The 18,647-nt window shown below is 36.9% G+C and carries 17 protein-coding genes; 11 read left to right on the forward strand and 6 right to left on the reverse strand.

Features of this window, described 5'->3' with window-relative positions:
* Positions 1–146 precede the first annotated feature (146 nt).
* The gene (locus DB895_RS07240; protein ID WP_116724693.1) at positions 147–1,001 is read right to left on the reverse strand and encodes a CvfB family protein; all 855 of its coding nucleotides are present in this window, start codon (positions 999–1,001) and stop codon (positions 147–149) included.
* 352 nt (positions 1,002–1,353) lie between these two features.
* Entirely contained in the window at positions 1,354–3,957 is a 2,604-nt protein-coding gene (gene clpB, locus DB895_RS07245; protein WP_116724694.1) for an ATP-dependent chaperone ClpB, read from the reverse strand.
* A gap of 112 nt (positions 3,958–4,069) precedes the next feature.
* Between clpB and ytxJ the strand changes: the two genes are divergently transcribed.
* The 6 genes from ytxJ to DB895_RS07275 all read left to right on the forward strand — a co-directional run bounded on the left by ytxJ (position 4,070) and on the right by DB895_RS07275 (position 9,169).
* Positions 4,070–4,459 (forward strand): bacillithiol system redox-active protein YtxJ, encoded by a 390-nt coding sequence (ytxJ, locus tag DB895_RS07250; protein WP_116724695.1) that lies wholly within the window; start codon positions 4,070–4,072, stop codon positions 4,457–4,459.
* A 42-nt stretch (positions 4,460–4,501) separates the two neighbouring features.
* Positions 4,502–5,266: a TIGR02757 family protein gene (locus DB895_RS07255; protein ID WP_116724696.1), complete on the forward strand. Its 765-nt coding sequence runs from the start codon at positions 4,502–4,504 to the stop codon at positions 5,264–5,266.
* 149 nt (positions 5,267–5,415) lie between these two features.
* Positions 5,416–6,765 carry a DEAD/DEAH box helicase gene (locus DB895_RS07260; protein ID WP_116724697.1) on the forward strand — a complete coding sequence of 450 codons (1,350 nt, stop codon included), beginning with the start codon at positions 5,416–5,418 and terminating at the stop codon, positions 6,763–6,765.
* A gap of 246 nt (positions 6,766–7,011) precedes the next feature.
* Entirely contained in the window at positions 7,012–7,305 is a 294-nt protein-coding gene (locus tag DB895_RS07265) for a type II toxin-antitoxin system HigB family toxin (RefSeq protein ID WP_116724698.1), read from the forward strand.
* 6 nt (positions 7,306–7,311) lie between these two features.
* The gene (locus DB895_RS07270) at positions 7,312–7,668 is read left to right on the forward strand and encodes a helix-turn-helix domain-containing protein (protein ID WP_116724699.1); all 357 of its coding nucleotides are present in this window, start codon (positions 7,312–7,314) and stop codon (positions 7,666–7,668) included.
* Positions 7,669–8,185: 517 nt separating this feature from the next.
* Positions 8,186–9,169, forward strand: coding sequence for a hypothetical protein (locus DB895_RS07275; RefSeq protein ID WP_133242656.1), 984 nt, complete (start codon positions 8,186–8,188; stop codon positions 9,167–9,169).
* A 558-nt stretch (positions 9,170–9,727) separates the two neighbouring features.
* Here DB895_RS07275 and DB895_RS07280 read toward each other — a convergent pair.
* A complete protein-coding gene (locus DB895_RS07280) occupies positions 9,728–10,837 on the reverse strand; it encodes a lactonase family protein (protein ID WP_116724701.1) in 1,110 nt (369 codons plus the stop codon).
* Between the two features lie 236 nt (positions 10,838–11,073).
* Here DB895_RS07280 and DB895_RS07285 point away from each other — a divergent pair, with 236 nt between their 5' ends.
* The 4 genes from DB895_RS07285 to DB895_RS07300 are packed head-to-tail and all read left to right on the forward strand — an operon-like array spanning position 11,074 to position 15,237.
* Positions 11,074–13,002, forward strand: coding sequence for a vWA domain-containing protein (locus DB895_RS07285; RefSeq protein ID WP_116724702.1), 1,929 nt, complete (start codon positions 11,074–11,076; stop codon positions 13,000–13,002).
* Entirely contained in the window at positions 12,999–14,252 is a 1,254-nt protein-coding gene (locus tag DB895_RS07290) for a dihydroorotase (RefSeq protein WP_116724762.1), read from the forward strand. Before DB895_RS07285 ends, DB895_RS07290 begins: the two co-directional genes overlap by 4 nt.
* A gap of 6 nt (positions 14,253–14,258) precedes the next feature.
* The gene (locus DB895_RS07295; protein ID WP_116724703.1) at positions 14,259–14,585 is read left to right on the forward strand and encodes a hypothetical protein; all 327 of its coding nucleotides are present in this window, start codon (positions 14,259–14,261) and stop codon (positions 14,583–14,585) included.
* A gap of 7 nt (positions 14,586–14,592) precedes the next feature.
* Positions 14,593–15,237, forward strand: a complete 645-nt coding sequence (locus DB895_RS07300; protein WP_116724704.1) for an alpha/beta hydrolase — start codon at positions 14,593–14,595, stop codon at positions 15,235–15,237.
* 35 nt (positions 15,238–15,272) lie between these two features.
* Here DB895_RS07300 and DB895_RS07305 read toward each other — a convergent pair whose 3' ends face one another.
* Complete coding sequence (locus DB895_RS07305) at positions 15,273–15,773, reverse strand: hypothetical protein (RefSeq protein ID WP_116724705.1); 501 nt, start codon at positions 15,771–15,773, stop codon at positions 15,273–15,275.
* A gap of 3 nt (positions 15,774–15,776) precedes the next feature.
* On the reverse strand, positions 15,777–16,541 hold the full coding sequence (locus DB895_RS07310) for an MBL fold metallo-hydrolase (protein ID WP_116724706.1): 765 nt from the start codon (positions 16,539–16,541) through the stop codon (positions 15,777–15,779).
* Positions 16,542–16,637: 96 nt separating this feature from the next.
* Here DB895_RS07310 and DB895_RS07315 point away from each other — a divergent pair, with 96 nt between their 5' ends.
* Positions 16,638–18,098 carry a TonB-dependent receptor gene (locus DB895_RS07315; protein WP_116724707.1) on the forward strand — a complete coding sequence of 487 codons (1,461 nt, stop codon included), beginning with the start codon at positions 16,638–16,640 and terminating at the stop codon, positions 18,096–18,098.
* Positions 18,099–18,186: 88 nt separating this feature from the next.
* Here the strand turns inward: DB895_RS07315 and bcp are convergent, their stop codons facing one another.
* Positions 18,187–18,639, reverse strand: coding sequence for a thioredoxin-dependent thiol peroxidase (gene bcp / locus DB895_RS07320; RefSeq protein WP_116724708.1), 453 nt, complete (start codon positions 18,637–18,639; stop codon positions 18,187–18,189).
* Between the last annotated feature and the right edge of the window lie 8 nt (positions 18,640–18,647).

Genomic DNA, 18,647 nt, shown 5'->3' on the forward strand with positions numbered 1-18,647 from the left:
TTTTTAGGGGAAATCTACAAAAACTAATATTTCACACATGGTACAAATAAATATATCCAATAATTTATATAGCGCACTACATGAATTATCGGATATATTATTTCCCCTTTTTTAATTTCTTAAAAAAGGTTTTAAAATTCTCATTTTTATTCTTTTACCAAGTAAATACCGTCGTCTTTAATCTCAATCAATTGGTCTTTGTAAAGGGAACCGATTGCCTTTTTGAAGGTTTTCTTGCTCATTTTCAAGACCGTTTTGATGTCTTCGGGATGGCTGTTGTCGTTTAGACGCAGGAAACCACGGCTGGCTCTAAGTTCGTCCAAGATTATTTGAGCATTGGGCTCGATATTCAAATACCCCTGAATTTGCAGGGAAACATCTATTTTATTGTCGGGACGAATCGTTTTGATATAGCCACGCATGCGATCGCCTGTGCGAATTCCATCATCATAAACCTCATCTTTATACAGTAAGCCTTTGTGTTTTTCGTTAATGATAACGTTGATTCCGATTTCTGTAATATGAGAAACAATCAAATCTACTTCTTCCCCTTTTTCTACGGTGAGGTTATCGTTATTCAGGAACTGATTGGTTTTGCTGGATGCCACTAACCGATTGGTTTTTTCATCCATGTACAAATACACCAAATAGCGTTTGCCTTTTTCCATTGGCCTCGCCTGCTCTTTAAAGGGAACGAGAATGTCTTTCTCCATTCCCCAATCCATGAAAGCACCTATTTGGTTGACGTAATTCACGCGCAAAAGCGAAAATTCATTCAACAAAATATACGGTTCCAAGGTGGTGGCAACGGGGCGTTCTTCGTGATCTAAATACACAAAAACAATAAGCTCCTCGCCTATTTCAAATTCATTGGGAACGTATTTGTTAGGCAAAAGGATATCGTGTATTCCTTCGGGGTCACTTGCTGGATTTCCTAAAAACAAACCTACTTTAGTATCGCGTAATATGGTGAGTGTATTATATTTTCCTATTTCAATCATTTTCGATATGGTTCTGAGATTCTAAGGCGCAAAGGTACAAAGATTAGAAACACAATGCGATGCCGGTGATTTCTTTTAATGCAGTAAATTTGATTCCATTACATAATGCATCATTTGTCATGAAAACTAAAATTTCTGGACTAGCCCCGATGGAAGGGAAATCCTTTTTGTCTCGTTTCTTTAACGAGACAAAAAGATTGGAATGACAGCGGGACAACTGCTGATGAAAAACCGGAGAGTTGTGCTCCCAAAACAAAAAATCACCAATCTTTCGACTAGTGATTTTATAAAATTAGAATGTCTTGTCCTGAAATAGCGATACACAAAAAACACTCGAATTGACAAGTTTAGATTAATGCACCAATTCGCTTTGATTTCTAAAAACTAATTTTCCGTCAAATGCATCAATTAAAACAATGCTATCAATAGCTATTTTTCCGGATAGAATTTCTTTAGACAATTCATTGAGAACATCCCTTTGAATCACTCTTTTCACGGGTCTGGCGCCAAATTGCGGGTCGTATCCTTTTTCGGATAAATAGGCAATGGCTTCCGGTGTTGCATCCATGGTAATGCCTTGTTGGGCAAGCATTTTAGTGACACTTTTCAGCTGTAAGCCCACGATTTGGGCGATATTGGCATTGGTCAATGGCGCAAACATCACGATTTCGTCAATACGATTGATGAATTCCGGACGCACGGTTTGTTTCAATAATCCAAGAACCTCCACTTTGGCCAATTCGGTTGCGGCTTCAACACTTCCTTTTAAATTTTCGAATTTCTCCTGAATAATCTGGCTTCCCATGTTGGAAGTCATGATGATAATGGTGTTTTTGAAATCGGCCAAACGTCCCTTGTTATCTGTCAATCGTCCTTCGTCCAAGACTTGTAACAGGATGTTAAATGTGTCGGGATGCGCTTTTTCGATCTCATCCAATAATATGACAGAATAGGGTTTTCTGCGCACCGCTTCGGTCAATTGTCCTCCTTCATCATATCCTACATATCCTGGAGGCGCACCAACTAATCGGCTTACGCTGTGGCGTTCTTGGTATTCGCTCATATCGATACGTGTCATGGCATTTTCATCGTCGAAAAGGTATTCGGCCAATGCTTTCGCCAACTCTGTTTTACCGACTCCTGTGGTTCCAAGAAAAAGGAAGGTTCCTACCGGTTTTTTCATGTCCTGCAATCCGGCACGGCTTCTGCGAACGGCATCGCTCACGGCCTCTATGGCTTCTTCCTGCCCCACAACCCGTTTGTGCAACTCGTCTTCCAGTTTCAGGAGTTTTTCTCTTTCGCCCTGAAGCATTTTCATGACCGGAATTCCAGTCCATTTGGCAACCACTTCGGCAATATCTTCACGAGTGACTTCTTCTTTTATCAAAGAAGTTCCTAGTTGGTTTTCCTGCAATTGTTTCAGCAGAACGTCCAATCGTTCTTGGGCTTCCTTGATTTTTCCGTAACGGATTTCGGCTACTTTTCCGTAATCGCCTTCCCGTTCGGCGCGTTCGGCTTCATATTTAAAATCCTCGATTTCGGTTTTCACCGTTTGAATGTTATCGACTACGTCTTTCTCGGATTTCCATTTGGCATAAATCTCATTTCGGTCTTCTTTGAGGTTTGCCAAATCCAATCCTAAGACTTTGAGTTTGCTTTCGTCTTTTTCTCTTTTTATGGCTTCGATTTCGATTTCCAATTGCATGATTTTCCGATCCAAAACATCCAATTCTTCGGGTTTGGAATTGATTTCCATGCGCAATTTCGATGCCGCTTCGTCCATTAAATCGATGGCTTTATCCGGAAGAAAACGGTTGGTGATGTAGCGTTGTGACAATTCTACGGCGGCAATAATGGCATCGTCCTTGATTTGAACTTTATGATGGGTTTCATATTTTTCTTTGATTCCGCGCAAAATAGAAATCGCGCTTTCCGTATCCGGTTCTTCCACCATGATTTTTTGGAAACGACGTTCGAGCGCTTTGTCTTTCTCGAAGTATTTTTGATATTCATCTAATGTGGTTGCCCCAATGGCACGCAACTCGCCACGAGCCAAAGCTGGCTTCAAGATATTTGCCGCATCCATGGCTCCTTCACCACCTCCAGCACCAACTAAAGTGTGAATTTCGTCAATAAAAAGAACTATATCGCCTTCGGCAGAAGTCACTTCCTTCACGACTGATTTTAGGCGTTCTTCAAACTCCCCTTTGTATTTTGCTCCAGCAATCAAGGCACCCATATCGAGCGAAAAAACGATTTTGTCTTTTAGGTTTTCGGGCACGTCGCCGTCTACGATTCGGTGTGCCAAGCCTTCGGCAATGGCCGTTTTCCCCACTCCGGGTTCACCTACAAGCATAGGGTTATTTTTGGTTCGACGGGTCAGGATTTGCAAAACCCTACGAATTTCTTCATCGCGACCAATTACGGGATCCAGTTTTCCGGAACGAGCTAATTCGTTTAGGTTTTTGGCATATTTATTTAATGCATTATAGGTCTCTTCCGCAGAAGCAGAGGTCACTCTTTCTCCTTTTCTCAATTCGTCGATGGCAGCCTTTAATCCTTTTTCGGTAACGCCTTGGTCTTTTAATATTTGGGCAATTTTGCTTTTGGAACCAAAAATAGCCAAGATGAGATGCTCCACGGATACGAATTCATCATTCATCTTTTTAGCGATGATTTCGGCCTCGTTGAGCGTGGTGTTTGCGGTTCTGGAAAGCATAATCTCCCCGCCAGAAACTTTAGGAAAACTCTGAATGGTGCTGTCCAATATTTGCTCCAGCAAGGTCACATTGACATTTAATTTTTTGAGCAAAAACGGAGTCACATTTTCATCGACTTCAAAAATAGCCTTGAAAATATGTTCGTTTTCTATTTGCTGTTGCCCGAAGCCCTGAGCCAATTGCTGTGAGGTTTGGATCGCTTCCTGCGATTTAATGGTAAACTTATTTAGATTCATGATTCTAGGATTTGAAGATTAATATTAAAGGTTAAATAGCTAACTTTGCTACGTAATCATCAATTGTTATTCCACAGTTAAAGTTACGACAAAATGACTTAAAAAAAACATAATGGGTATATTTTCAACTATTTTCGGAGAATCGGAAAATCAAAACATTTCAACAGGGAAGATCACTTGGATTCCATTGACCGATTTGGATCAACTAAATGAAATCGTGACGTTTTCCGATGAAAAACCAATAATCATTTTCAAGCACAGCACGCGTTGCAGCGTGAGCCGAATGGCGCTGAAACAGTTTGAAAACGAATTTGATTCGGCAAATGAAGTGAATGCTTATTTTCTGGATTTGATTGCACGTCGCGACATTTCAAATGAAATTGCACATCGATTTGAAGTAGTACATCAATCGCCACAGTTGTTGTTGATTAAATCCGGGAAATCGGTTTATGATGTCTCCCATAGTGCTATTGATGCCGTGGCATTAAAAACATGGCTGTAAATCCTGAAAATTAGACAGCCTCTGTAGAATAAACCCAAACAAATGAATTTTTCCGAACTCAAATCCTTCCTCGACGAAAAAGTGGAACTGTACAATAACCCCAATTTTATTGAAAGCGATCCTGTGCAAATTCCGCATTTGTTTTCGCAGAAAGAAGATATTGAAATTGCAGGATTTCTTAGTGCAACCATTGCTTGGGGAAACCGCAAGATGATTATCAAGAATTCGCATAAAATGATGGATTTGATGGGTAATGCACCTTACGATTTTGTGCTGTCCCACAGTGAAAACGATTTGGAACGATTGGAAACCTTTGTGCATCGGACTTTCAACGGTGGTGATTTTGCAACGTTCATCAAAGGGTTGCAGCACATTTATAAAAACCATGATGGGCTGGAAGTCATTTTCTCGAAACATCAAGAACCGGGTTCGATGCAAAAAAGCATTTCCGAATTCAAGAAGGTGTTTTTTGAAATTCCGCATCAGTACCGAACCCAAAAACACATTTCCGATCCTTTGAATAATTCGGCGGCGAAACGAATCAACATGATGCTCCGTTGGTTTTGCCGCCAAGACAATAAAGGAGTCGATTTAGGGATTTGGAAAAGTATTTCACCTTCGAGTTTATCTTGTCCGCTTGACGTGCATTCCGGTAACGTGGCCCGGAAACTGGGTTTGCTCACCCGAAAGCAAAACGACGGAAAAGCCTTGACGGAATTGGACTTGAAACTCCGAAAACTGGACCCAAATGATCCCGTAAAATATGATTTTGCTTTATTTGGATTGGGGGTTTTTGAGGGGTTTTGATTTAGACAATTAGATTGTTTGGATTTTTAGACTGACATTATTAAAAATAAGAACGTTTTTAAGAAGTCCTAAACACTACATTCTTTCGAATCTCATCATCTCACTTTCATTAGTTTGAAATAACCTATCTTTGCACAAAATTATAGCAAATGAGCACTTTCGAGCAATTCAATCTTCCCAAATCCGTACAAAAAGCCATAGACGATTTAGGATTTACCACGCCTACCCCTATTCAGGAAAAATCATTCGCCGTGATTATGTCGGGTCGTGATATGATGGGAATTGCACAAACCGGAACAGGGAAAACATTTGCCTACCTCTTGCCATTGTTGAAGTTGTACAAATTTTCACCCACGCATACGCCTAAAATTGTGATTCTAGTTCCGACTCGTGAACTGGTCGTTCAGGTGGTGGAAGAAGTCGAGAAATTGACGAAACACATGTCGGTTCGAACTTTAGGGATTTATGGTGGAGTAAACATCAATACCCAAAAAACGGCGGTTTATCAAGGCATCGATATTCTGGTGGGAACTCCTGGAAGAACCATGGATTTGGCTCTGGACAATGTGATTCGCTTTGATGAAACCTCAAAATTAGTCATCGACGAATTTGACGAAATGCTAAATTTAGGTTTCCGAGTACAACTAACGGCTATTCTCGCCATGATGCGTCCGAAAAGACAAAACATCTTGTTTTCGGCAACGATGACCGACGAAGTAGATGCGGTTTTGAATGACTTTTTCGATTTTCCCGAAGAAGTGAGTTTGGCGGCATCAGGAACACCACTAGAAAACATCAAACAAATCACTTACGAAGTTCCGAATTTCAACACCAAAATAAACCTGTTAAAACATTTGCTATCCAAAAATGAAGACATGAGTCGTGTCTTGATTTTTGTGAACAACAAGAAAATATCCGACATGCTTCATGAAAGTATCGACGAAGATTTTGAAGGGCAATTTGGCGTGATCCACTCTAATAAATCACAGAATTACCGATTGAGCACTATGGCTTCGTTTCAGGAAGGCAACCTGCGCGGGATTATCACCACGGATATTATGGCGAGAGGTTTGGACATTTCAGACATTACGCATGTCATCAATTTTGAAATTCCGGAATATCCTGAGCTGTACATGCACCGTATTGGTAGAACCGGTCGTGCCGATGCCACCGGAACCGCCATCAGTTTCTTTACGCCAAGGGAAGAAGAGTTCAAAATGGAAGCCGAAGTGCTAATGAATAGAGAATTGGCCATCGAACCTTTCCCTGAGGAAGTAGAAATTTCCATCAAATTAATTGGCCCGGAAAAAGACAAGCAGCCCATTAAATTCTTGATGAAAAAACCGAAGCTGGATGGTGACGGCGCTTTTCATGACAAAGCCAAAAAGAACAAAAAAGTCAACCTTGGTGGCCCATCTAAAACCAAGAAGAAAACGCACGGTTCCGTAAACAGGAATATGCTAAAAACGAGAGACAAAAAACGGAAGGATAAGAAATAGATTTCCTCCCAATAATTATCATAAGCATACAAAGCGTTCCCTGAATGGAGCGCTTTTTTATGGGATTATTTCAAATTATATATTCACGATTTATAGTCATTTTTTTATATATTAGCAGACAAAGGACGGCATTTATCAGGCCTATTACCTGTTAGCGATTATGTCAAAAGCTACACTGAAAAAATAAATATCTATTTTATTTCCCGTATTGGGAACTTTTTATTATCTTCGTCAAAAAATTAAAGGTTGAGAGTAATTGCGAAAAAAATACTACGGGATTTTTGGGAGACACATTCCGGTTGTGAACAACAATTGAAATCTTGGTTCCAGGAAGCGAATAATGCTGAATGGAAAAATCCAAATCAAATTAAGAAGGAATATCCAAGCGCAAGTATTTTAAGTGATAACAGAATTGTTTTTAATATTAAAGGAAACAATTACAGATTGATTGTAAAGTTAAATTATGATTACCAAATGGTTTGGATACGATTTATTGGAACGCATGCAGAATATGACAAGATAAATGCAAACGAAATTTAAAAAGCTATGGAAATTAAGCCTATAAAAACCGATAAAGATTATAATCAAGCTCTCGAAAGACTTGAACTAATTTTTGATGCAAAAAAAGGTTCGCCAGAAGGCGACGAACTTGAAGTGCTTGGAATTTTGGTTGACCAATATGAGAGTGAGCATTTCCCTATCGGATTGCCAGATCCAATTGAAGCAATTAAATTCCGAATGGAACAAATGGGTTACAATCAAACTGATTTGGCCAATATTGTTGGATTAAAAAGTCGAGCAAGCGAAATACTTAATAAAAAAAGAAAATTGTCTCTTGAAATGATTCGTCAATTGCATGACAGATTAAATATTCCAACGGACGTACTTATTCAAACTTATTAAGAAGTACACTTGCTAAATCTCATGTCTAGTTTTTTAGGTAAGTTGTTCATTCCTCTTTCATGACAAAGCCAAAAAGAACAAAAAAGTCAACCTTGGCGGCCCATCTAAAACCAAGAAGAAAACGCATGGTTCCGTGAACCGAAATATGCTAAAAACCAGAGACAAGAAACGGAAGGATAAGAAATAGATTCCTCCCAATAATTATCATAAGCAATACGAAGCGTTCCCTAAAAGGAGCGCTTTTTTATTGGGTTTGTTTCAAATTTACTCAATGAAGATTTGTAGTTGTTTTTTTATACATTAGCAAATGGAAAAGGATGACATTTAACATACCTATCCACCCTATTTTGGGTATATTATGATGGCAGTCATCACTATAAACGAGTTATGGGCAAGTTTAACAGACATTGTCCTAAAAATGGAGACCAGAACCCATTTCAAAAACGGGGCGTAACCGAAAAGCCAAACGAGTAGGAAACAAACTGAACAAATTATGACTATTAAAAATTTAAAAATTGTGGCTCTCGCCCTAACTTTAATTGTAGGAATTACTTCTTGTAGTAAAGACGATAATTCTACAAAAAATGAAAATAACAACGGTGGGGGTAGTAGTGTTACCACTATAAATCTACAAAACAGCACCTACACAGGTACAGCATTTGTAACTTTTACCGATGGCTCTACCGCCACAGGAAATTTTCAGAGTGGTACAATGAAACTTCCTCTTCAGGGTGATAAAATTATTGCAGGCATACAACCTGAAAATGAGGATTATATTTTACTTGGGCGTAAACAAGGCGAGACCATTAACCTAAACTACCACAACAGGCAACTACAATTTCGCATTCCGATAAACGGTGTAATACCTATTGGTAGTTATGCAGAATTTCAACTTATCAATACTGCATTGAATAACAGTTACAAATTAGAAACAAACCTTGATTTTATGAATTTAGAATGGACACCTATCGGAACTATAGGTACTGCGTTAAATTTTGACGGACAAAATCATGAAATCAGTAATTTAAAAATAAGCACGGCGACTATTTTCTTTACGAATCAGTGTACATATACAGATGCTAATGGCTCTCACACGTATAGCAATAGATCGTACTTAACAGGGCTTTTTGCCAGCGTTGGTTCATTAAAAAATTTAATAATTCGTTCAGGTAGTATTACAGCTATTTCAACATATGGGCATAATAGTATGACTGGGGCATTTGTAGGATGGGGTGGTTACATAGAAAATTGTAAAAATTATGCAAATGTAAATGGTGATGAGCCACCACACGACAATTTTGGTTGTTCGAATGCATATAGCGATTATACAGGAGGAATAATGGGACGTGAAAGCTCAGTAAAAAACTGCATTAATTATGGTAATATCACAAATGGATGTGGTATAACTACAATTAGTAATGAGGCGGTAAGGACAGTTTCGGGCAATAATGGTGGTACTAATGGCAATATAAATTACGGCACAACAAGTGGTTGTCCGTAATTATCTAACGGAGAGAGCATACACTCCCTACGCATTACAGGGGGTGTCTTTTTTAGAATAGTTTTTTAAACCTTGTCTTTCAACTCAAATTTTGCAATAGGCTGCGGATATCAACATAATTGACCTTAACCCGTTATCCGAAGTATGTAGCTTGCTCTTCGATGGTCTCCCGACCGCAGCTATCCGAAGTGTGTAGCTCGCTCTTCGATGGTCTCCCGACCTCGAAGCAATACTAAATAATTCAGGAACAACTAACAAAATACGGGATTAACTGATTTAAAAAAAGAACTTAAAAAACTCGACAAGGATAAACTCATTGACCTTCCTATATTTTTAATAGGAGCTCCTACAGTTTTGGTAGGTGCTCCTATGGTTTTAGTAGGTGTTCCTATGATTTTGGTAGGTGTTCCTATTACTTTTAATAGGAGCTCCTACAGTTTTGGTAGGTCCTCCTATGATTTTAGTAGGTGCTCCTATGGTTTTAGTAGGTGCTCCTTGTTTTGAAATGTATCGCTTGCTCTTCAACAATCCTATTTACTGAATATGGCCTTCTGACCCCTATTTCCCAAAAACCAAACAAACCGGAGCACACAACTCGATTCGCTTGCCCGTATCGGTCAATTTTCCCGTGACTGCATTGATATGGAAAACCACCACATCATTGGAGTATTGATGTGCCACCAAAAGAAATTTACCTGTTGGGTCAATCGTGAAATTTCTTGGGCCTTTTCCTAAAGTGGCTATTGTTTCTATTGATTTCAAATGACCATTTTTTAGAATTTCAAAACATGAAATGGTATTCGCCGTGCCACGATTGGTGGCATATAAAAATTTGCCATTTGGTGAAACATGAATATCTGCTGCCCCAATGTCTCCTTTAAAATCAACCGAAACAACTTGGGTTTCCTGAACCATTTTTAGCCCTCCGTTCTTGTAACTAAAAACGGTTAGAGACCCATCCAATTCCTGCAACAAATAGGTAAATTTCCCATTGCGACTAAAAGTCAAATGCCTCGGTCCACTTCCCGATTTAACAGCAACACTGTCTTTAATTTCTAAGATTTTAGCCTTTGCATTCGGGTTGTATTGGTACACATAAATCTTATCGGTTCCCAAATCATTAGCCAAAACAAACTTTTTGTCGGGCGTAAATTGCACCATATGAACGTGAGGACTTTCTTGCCGTTGAGCGTTGACGCTTTTCCCGTGATGCCGAATCACTTGCTTGAAATCGGATAAACTTCCGTTTTTATTTTTGCCAAAAACCGAAATGCTTCCACCAGAATAAGTCGCAACAATCACGTTTTTAGAATCATTGATGATATAACACGGATCGGCTCCTTTAGAACTTTGCTGGTTTATCAATTGCAACGAGCCACTTTTAGAATTAAAAGCGAAAGCACTCACACCACTTTGGGCGCCATTTTCGTTAACGCTATAAACCTGTTTATTATCTGCAGAAACCGTCAAATAACTTGGATTAATCACTTTTTCGGAAGTGGATTTCAATTTAAAATCGGCAGTTTGAGCGTTGAAATCGTAGACATAAATTCCTTTGCTTTCGCAAGAATTGGTGTAAGTCCCAACAATTAAATTGAAATTATTTTGTTGGGCACGAGATTGAAAAGAGAACAAAACGGCCAATAGAACCAAAGGATACATTTTCATTTTAAGCTTTTAGATGAATCGCAAAAATAGGTTTTTAATAGGCAATCCGCCTAGTTTAAGCAATTCAAATATTACATATTAAAATCCATCCTTTTGAATTATTCCTAGAATGTCATTTATTTTATTTTTATTCTTCAAAATTGCACAAACAAAATAATAAAAAGTAGTATTTTTGACAAATTCAATTCACTGAACTCCGCTTTAAATATGGTCTCGTGAAGTAAACTTGATTCAGAATGCAATTTAAACACCCAGAAATTCTCTACTTCCTTTTTTTGTTGATAATTCCAATTCTGGTTCATTTATTTCAATTGCGTCGTTTCAAAAAAGAATATTTCACTAATGTGAAGCTCTTAAAAGAACTTTCAATTCAAACCCGTAAAAGTTCCAAAATCAAAAAATGGTTGTTGTTAGCGACACGGTTACTGATTTTAGCCTGTATCGTATTGGCCTTTGCCCAACCTTTTTTTAAAGCCAAAGACAGCAATAATAGCACGAATGAAATGTATATTGTTTTAGACAATTCGTTCAGCATGCAAGCCAAAGGACAAAAAGGCGAATTGTTGAAAAGAGCTGTCGAAGATTTACTGGAACATACACCCGAAAGTCAGAATTTTTCGTTGATTACTAATTCTGAAACCTACTGGAATACCGATATCAAATCCATTCGGACTACTTTACAAAACCTAAAATACAGTCCGTTGCCTTTTCAGTTAGAAAGTGCCATGGCAAAAATAAAATCCCATAAATCTGCCTTTAACAAGGATGTAATTGTGATTTCTGATGCTGTGGGTCTAGAACCGAAACAACTAAAAAGTATCGATAAAAATTTCAATACTCTTTTCATCATTCCAAAAGCGGAACAAAAAAATAATGTCGCTGTTGATAGTGTTTTCATCAATCAAACCTTAGATAATTTTTATGAAATTGGCATCAATTTATCGAGTTATGGTAAAGATTTCGCGGCCATTCCGATAGCTTTATATAACAAAGAAAAACTCATTGCCAAGACTTTAATCACAGTCGAATCCAAGCAAAAAACGATTCGTTTTACAATTCCAAAAGAAGATTTTCATGGTTATGTTTCAATTACTGATAATGGTTTAGAATATGATAATACTTTATTTTTCAGCATTTCAAAACCCGAAAAAATCAATGTTTTAAGCATTGGTGAAACCGAAAAAAGCACTTTCTTAACCCGAATTTATACCAAAGACGAATTTAATTACAGCAATTATAATTTAGGCGTTTTAGACTATAATTTATTGGAAAAACAAGACGCCATTGTGCTAAATGAACTGAAAGAAATTCCGCAAGCCTTACAAACAACCTTAAAATCATTTGTAGAAAAAGGAGGTAATCTGGTAGTTATTCCTTCAGAAGAAAGTACCCTTTTAAACATAAATGGTTTCTTGTCTAATTTTGGAAATATTCAATTTAAATCAAATCAAAAAGTAGAAAAATCAGTTACTAAAATAGCCTTTAACAATCCTTTATATCACAGTGTTTTCGAAAAACAAGTGGCTAATTTTCAGTATCCAAAAACCAAATCTTCGTTTGCGATTAGTAGTTCTAATCCTGCTGTTTTAAGCTATGAAGATCAAAGCGTTTTCCTAACGGCATTATCCAATCCATTGTCTTCGGTTTATGTTTTTACAGGAGCCATCAATAAAACAAATTCCAATTTTCAGAATTCTCCGCTAATTGTACCAACCTTTTACAATATGGCTCAAAGCACAACAAAAACTGGCGTTTCAGCTTTAGTCATTGGAGAAAAAAATCCGCTTTTGATTGATGCTTTATTGGCTAAAGACGAAATTGTAAACGTAAAAAACAAAGACGAAAAATTTATTCCGATACAACAAATTCTGAATAATAAAGTCAAAATTACCTGTAATGATTATCCGCAACAAGCCGGGAATTATGGGGTATACAAAAAAGACGAATTACTAAAAAATATCAGTTTTAATTATAACAGAACCGAAAGTGATTTGGCTGCAGCGAATGAAAATTTATTATCTGATTATAAAATTATGAATTCTGTAGAGACCACTTTCGACACCTTACAAACCGACCGTTCCAATACTGAAATATGGAAATGGTTCGTTATTTTGACCTTATTATTTTTAGTCACGGAACTATTCATTCAAAAATTTGTAAAATGAAGCTAATTATTAGAGCTGCTAAAATTATTGACCCAAAAAGTCCATTTCACAATCAAATTGTCGATTTGCAGATTGAAAGTGGAATCATTACCAAAATTGGTTCTTCACTTTCAAATACAGCCAATTTTGAAGAAGTAAAACTAGAAAATCTACATGTTTCTCAAGGATGGTTTGACTCAAGCGTTTCTCTTGGAGAGCCTGGTTTTGAAGACCGAGAAACGATAGCCAATGGTTTGAATGTAGCTTCAAAAAGCGGGTTTACAGCCATTGCCTTACAACCCAACTCCTACCCGATTATCGATAATCAGTCGCAAATTAATTTTGTAAAATCGAAGGCGAAAGATTTTGCGACACAATTATTTCCTATCGGCGCTTTAACTAAAGAAAGTTCAGGCACCGATATGGCCGAATTGTTTGACATGAAAAATGCCGGAGCAGTTGCTTTTGGTGACTATAACAAAAATTTAGACAATCCGAATTTGCTTAAAATTGCCTTACAATATACCCAAGATTTTGATGGTTTAGTAGTTGCTTTTTCTGAAGATACTGCCATAAAAGGAAATGGAGTTGCCAATGAAGGCATTGTTTCTACCCGATTGGGATTGAAAGGAATTCCTGCTCTAGCAGAAGAATTGCAAGTAGCAAGAAACTTGTTTTTATTAGAATATACAGGAGGAAAATTGCATATCCCTACGATTTCTTCAGCAAAATCGGTACAACTTATAAAAGAAGCTAAAGCTAAAGGATTGGATGTTACCTGTAGCGTATCGGTTCACCATTTGGTGCTTACGGATGAAACCTTAGAGGAATTTGACACCCGTTTCAAAGTAGCTCCGCCGTTGAGAACAGAAAATGATAGAATAGCATTAATTGAAGGTGTAATTGATGGAACTATTGATATGATTACTTCCGACCATAATCCCATTGATATTGAACATAAAAAAATGGAATTTGATTTGGCTAAAAACGGAACAATTGGTTTAGAAAGTGCCTTTGGAGCCTTGAATACTGTTTTACCATTAGGTACCATTATTGAAAAACTGACAAAAGGAAAATCGAGATTTAACATCGAGTATTTTATTATAGATGAAGGGGAAATCGCCAATCTAACGCTATTTAATCCCGATGCAAATTGGACTTTTGAAAAAGAAAATATCCTGTCAAAATCTAAAAATGCTGCTTTCCTAGGAAGAAAAGTAAAAGGGAAAGCCTATGGAATTTTTAACAAAGGAAAATTAATTTTAGCATAAACAAAAATGAACAATTCAATTGAAGAAGGAAAAACGGCAGCCATAACCAGTTATATCTTAATAGTTGGCGTATTGATTGCGATGTCTATGAATTCAGAAAACAAAAGTCCTTTTGCTTCATTTCATATTCGTCAAGCCTTGGGATTGTCAATTACATTCATCTCACTTGGACTTATTATCAGCAATTTTGACAGTGCGATGATTTCCATCACGATGTGGATTTTTGTTTCCGTTTTGTGGACTTACGGTATTTTTAGCGCCATAAAAGGAGAGACAAAACCATTGCCTTTATTGGGCGAATTATTCCAAAAAGCATTTAAAAGTATATCCTAAATTTAGCATGAATTTATCCCTACATCACCTCGTTAGAGAACCGAAAATAAAACTAGATAAAAATCCGTTATTGCTTTTACTCCATGGTTACGGAAGTAATGAAGAAGACTTATTTTCGTTTGCCAATGAATTGCCGAGCGAATATTACGTGATTTCAGTAAGAGCACCTTATACTTTACAATACGGCAGTTATGCTTGGTATGCGATCAATTTTGATGCCGATGAAAACAAATTTTCCGATAATAATCAGGCAAGAACTTCCCGAGATTTTATTGCCACTTTTATTGACGAATTGGTGGCCAATTACCCAATTGACACCAACAAAATTTCATTAATTGGTTTCAGCCAAGGAGCCATTTTGAGTTATGCCGTAGCCTTATCATACCCTGAAAAAGCTCAACGATTGGTTGCCATGAGCGGATATTTGAATTTAGATATTTTGACTGACGATTACCTAAAAAACAATCTATCGAACCTGAAAATATTTGCTTCTCACGGCACCGTAGACCAAGTAATTCCGGTAGAATGGGCTAGAAAATCAAAACCTATTTTAGATAAATTGGGTATTGAAACTGTATATAAAGAATACCCTATTGGACACGGCATTTCACCACAAAACTTCTATGATTTTAAGAATTGGTTAGAAAAATAAAAGTAAGGGTTCTGAAATTTCAGAACCCTTATTTATTATTTCTGGTATAATAACGACTGAAAAGTTTCAAAGGAAACCGTTTCGTCATCGTTTATAAAATACTTAATTAAAACCTCTCCCCAATAAACGCCATCGCTGTAATCAGCAATAATCCATCGGTGATTCAGGATTTTAATTTTGTTGATGATGAATTTTTGCTCCCCTATTTGATCTTGTCCTGTGTAGGGATTTCCTTTTAGATTGTCATTTAAATCCATCAATTTCTCTTTCACATACGGAATCAATTTTTCGTAGGCAATTGTTTTTTTTGAATTTTCAGAATCAAAGTAATTTTGAGCATTCTCATTATTTTCTAACGAAAAATAGTTAGCATCAGCCAATTTTGCTGTTATGGAGTTGATGCTATCTTTAAACTTCGTATTCGTTTTCTTGAATTGTGTTTCCTCAAAAGTCGCACGTTTACTGTAATACATGTATGTAAAAACGTTCATTAAAACAGCTAAAATTAAGAGGTAAAGGAATAATGACTTTTTCATTTTTTAAATATTAATTTCTAAATTATCGTAGGCTACAAAAACATTTTTGGGTAATTTTTTTTGAATGTCCTCATGGAATCCAAAAATATGGCTAATATGGGTTAAATATGCTTTTTCTGGTTGGATTAAAGCAATAAAATCTAACGCTTCTACCAAATTAAAATGAGTATTATGATGTTCTTCCCGAAGTGCATTTACCACCAAGACTTTCAATCCTCGCAACTTATCGATTTCGGTTTGATCAATCGTTTTGACATCTGTCAAATAAGCAAAATCATCAATCCTGTAACCAAAAATTTGAAGACTTCCGTGATAAGCATTGATTGGAATTGCCTTTTTATTTCCAATTGCAAAAGGCAAATCATTGACTACTTCAATAGGCACTACACTTGGTGCACCCGGATATTTATTTACGGTTTCAAAAATATAATCAAACCGCCTTCTAAGATTATCAATCACTCTTTGGTGGGCATAAATTGGAATTTCGCCTTGTTTGAAATAAAAAGGTCGGATATCGTCCAATCCAGCCGTATGATCGGAATGCTCGTGTGTATAGAGAATTCCGTCCACTTTTTGACAATTCGATGCTAACATTTGCTGTCTAAAATCCGGTCCGCAATCAATCACAAAAGAATGATTTCCCCAAGAAACCCAAACAGAAACCCTTAGTCTTTTATCTCTTAGGTCTTGGCTTTTGCAAACAGAATGGTGACTCCCAATAACTGGAATTCCTTGAGATGTTCCTGTCCCTAAAAAATATACTTTCAACTATGTTATTTTTTTTACAAAAATAGCATTAATTCTCATTTCTTAAAGCCCTTATTTAATTAACTTTGTAATGTATTTTTTAGGAAAAGCAAAGAAATGGATAAAGAAATAAAACTAAAAGGCGACAAGGTCATCGAACAGGTTCCTTCTATAAAAGATAAAGCGCTTCGAATTAACTTGAACGATAATATCTATGGGACTTTTGCTGAAATTGGTGCAGGACAAGAAACGGTAAGACATTTTTTTAGATCTGGAGGTTCTTCTGGAACCATTGCAAAAGCGATGTCGGCTTACGATAAAGATTTCAGTGACGCAATATATGGGATTGAAGAAGATGGTCGTTATGTAACCGAAAGTCGTCTAAAAAAAATGCTTTCCCTTGAAAGCACCTTGATTGAAAAACGTTTGAGCAGGGACAAGCATCCCAACAAAATGTTTTTTTGCTATGCCAATACCGTTGCCACTATCGATTTTGCAAAACAATTTAAAGGCCATGGCTGGGTTGGGATTCGGTATCAAATTGAACCCGATGAGGATTTTAACGACATCATTATTCATATTCGATTTAAGGAAACCGATGCTAAATTACAGCAGGAAACTTTAGGGATATTAGGAGTGAATTTAATTTATGGGGCTTATTATAAATATGAAGATCCAAAAAAATTGTTGCGTTATCTATACGACCATCTCGACAAAGACCAATTAGAGATAGACACCATTAATTTCTCGGGTCCACGTTTTGCCCATGTAGACAATCGTTTAATGAGTTTACAATTGGTGAAAAATGGCATGACCGATGCGGTAATGTTTAATCCCGAAGGAAAAAATATTCTTCCAGCAACCATTCTTTACAAAAAAAACATTTTGGCTTTAAGAGGAAGTTTTCGTCCGGTTACCAGTGTAAATATGGACATGTATGAACGCTCCCTAAAAATGTTTTTAGCAGAAAGCAAAGTACAAAAAGACAACACTTTGGTAGTTTTTGAAATCACGTTATCTAATCTTCGTTCTGAAGGTGAAATTGATGAAAGAGATTTTATGGATCGGGCAGAATTGCTTTGTGCATTAGGCCAAACGGTTATGATTTCTAATTTTCAGGAATACTATAAAGTGGTAGAATACTTCTCTAATTATACCAAAGCTCGAATGGGATTGGCGATGGGTGTAAGTAATTTAGTCGATATTTTTGACGAAAAATATTACCGCCATTTGAGTGGTGGAATCCTTGAAGCATTTGGAAAATTATTCTACCGGGATTTGAAAGTTTTCTTGTATCCAATGATTGACGAAAACGGCAATATTATTACTTCTGAAAACCTAAAAGTGCATCCACGAATGAAAGAGTTATTTAAATTCTTTAAATTTAACGGAAAAGTGGTTGATATAGTTGACTATAACCCAGACAATCTGGAAGTATTCTCACGCGAAGTACTCAAAATGATTAGTCATGGAAAGCCGGGATGGGAAAAGATGTTGCCTGAAGGAATAGCCGAATTGATAAAAAAAGATCGCCTTTTTGGGTACGATCCAAATAAGGTTTTAGAGAATATGAAGTAAGGAAGATTGTAGAAAAAGAGAAAAAAGAGCTAAGAGGAAAGATGTCACGAATAGTCTTTCCTCTTAGCTCTTATTTTTATCTGAAATTTTAGTCCAATATCTGTGCTGCGTGCGCTTTAGTTTTTACGTCTGAAATTACATTTTCAATAATTCCGTTTTCATCAATTACAAAAGTTGTTCGGTGAATGCCGTCGTATTCTTTACCCATGAATTTTTTTGGCCCCCAAACTCCAAAGGATTGAATGACCGATTTATCTTCATCAGCTAATAATGGGAAAGGGAATTCGTATTTGTTTTTGAAATTGGATTGTGATTTTGCATTGTCGGCACTTACGCCGAGAAGCGCATAATTATTTGCTTGGAAGCGTTCATAATTATCGCGTAAATCACAAGCTTCAGCCGTACAACCAGGCGTATTGGCTTTTGGATAAAAGAAAACCACTAGTTTTTTCCCTTTATAGTCTGATAACGAATGTGAATTTCCGTCTTGATCCAGTCCTGAAAAATCAGGTGCTTTGTCTCCTTTTTTTAGTGTTGTCATTATTTAGA

This window comes from Flavobacterium psychrotolerans (assembly GCF_003097635.1).
GTDB lineage: Bacteria > Bacteroidota > Bacteroidia > Flavobacteriales > Flavobacteriaceae > Flavobacterium > Flavobacterium psychrotolerans.

Excerpts from the sequence above, each read along its gene's own strand:
- ytxJ (WP_116724695.1), top strand. The coding sequence starts at position 4,070 with ATGGGTATATTTTCAACTATTTTCGGAGAATCGGAAAATCAAAACATT.
- DB895_RS07315 (WP_116724707.1), top strand. The coding sequence starts at position 16,638 with ATGGATAAAGAAATAAAACTAAAAGGCGACAAGGTCATCGAACAGGTT.
- DB895_RS07255 (WP_116724696.1), top strand. The coding sequence starts at position 4,502 with ATGAATTTTTCCGAACTCAAATCCTTCCTCGACGAAAAAGTGGAACTG.
- DB895_RS07300 (WP_116724704.1), top strand. The coding sequence starts at position 14,593 with ATGAATTTATCCCTACATCACCTCGTTAGAGAACCGAAAATAAAACTA.
- DB895_RS07260 (WP_116724697.1), top strand. The coding sequence starts at position 5,416 with ATGAGCACTTTCGAGCAATTCAATCTTCCCAAATCCGTACAAAAAGCC.
- clpB (WP_116724694.1), bottom strand. The coding sequence starts at position 3,957 with ATGAATCTAAATAAGTTTACCATTAAATCGCAGGAAGCGATCCAAACC.
- DB895_RS07270 (WP_116724699.1), top strand. The coding sequence starts at position 7,312 with ATGGAAATTAAGCCTATAAAAACCGATAAAGATTATAATCAAGCTCTC.
- DB895_RS07240 (WP_116724693.1), bottom strand. The coding sequence starts at position 1,001 with ATGATTGAAATAGGAAAATATAATACACTCACCATATTACGCGATACT.
- DB895_RS07305 (WP_116724705.1), bottom strand. The coding sequence starts at position 15,773 with ATGAAAAAGTCATTATTCCTTTACCTCTTAATTTTAGCTGTTTTAATG.
- DB895_RS07295 (WP_116724703.1), top strand. The coding sequence starts at position 14,259 with ATGAACAATTCAATTGAAGAAGGAAAAACGGCAGCCATAACCAGTTAT.
- DB895_RS07290 (WP_116724762.1), top strand. The coding sequence starts at position 12,999 with ATGAAGCTAATTATTAGAGCTGCTAAAATTATTGACCCAAAAAGTCCA.
- bcp (WP_116724708.1), bottom strand. The coding sequence starts at position 18,639 with ATGACAACACTAAAAAAAGGAGACAAAGCACCTGATTTTTCAGGACTG.
- DB895_RS07280 (WP_116724701.1), bottom strand. The coding sequence starts at position 10,837 with ATGAAAATGTATCCTTTGGTTCTATTGGCCGTTTTGTTCTCTTTTCAA.
- DB895_RS07285 (WP_116724702.1), top strand. The coding sequence starts at position 11,074 with ATGCAATTTAAACACCCAGAAATTCTCTACTTCCTTTTTTTGTTGATA.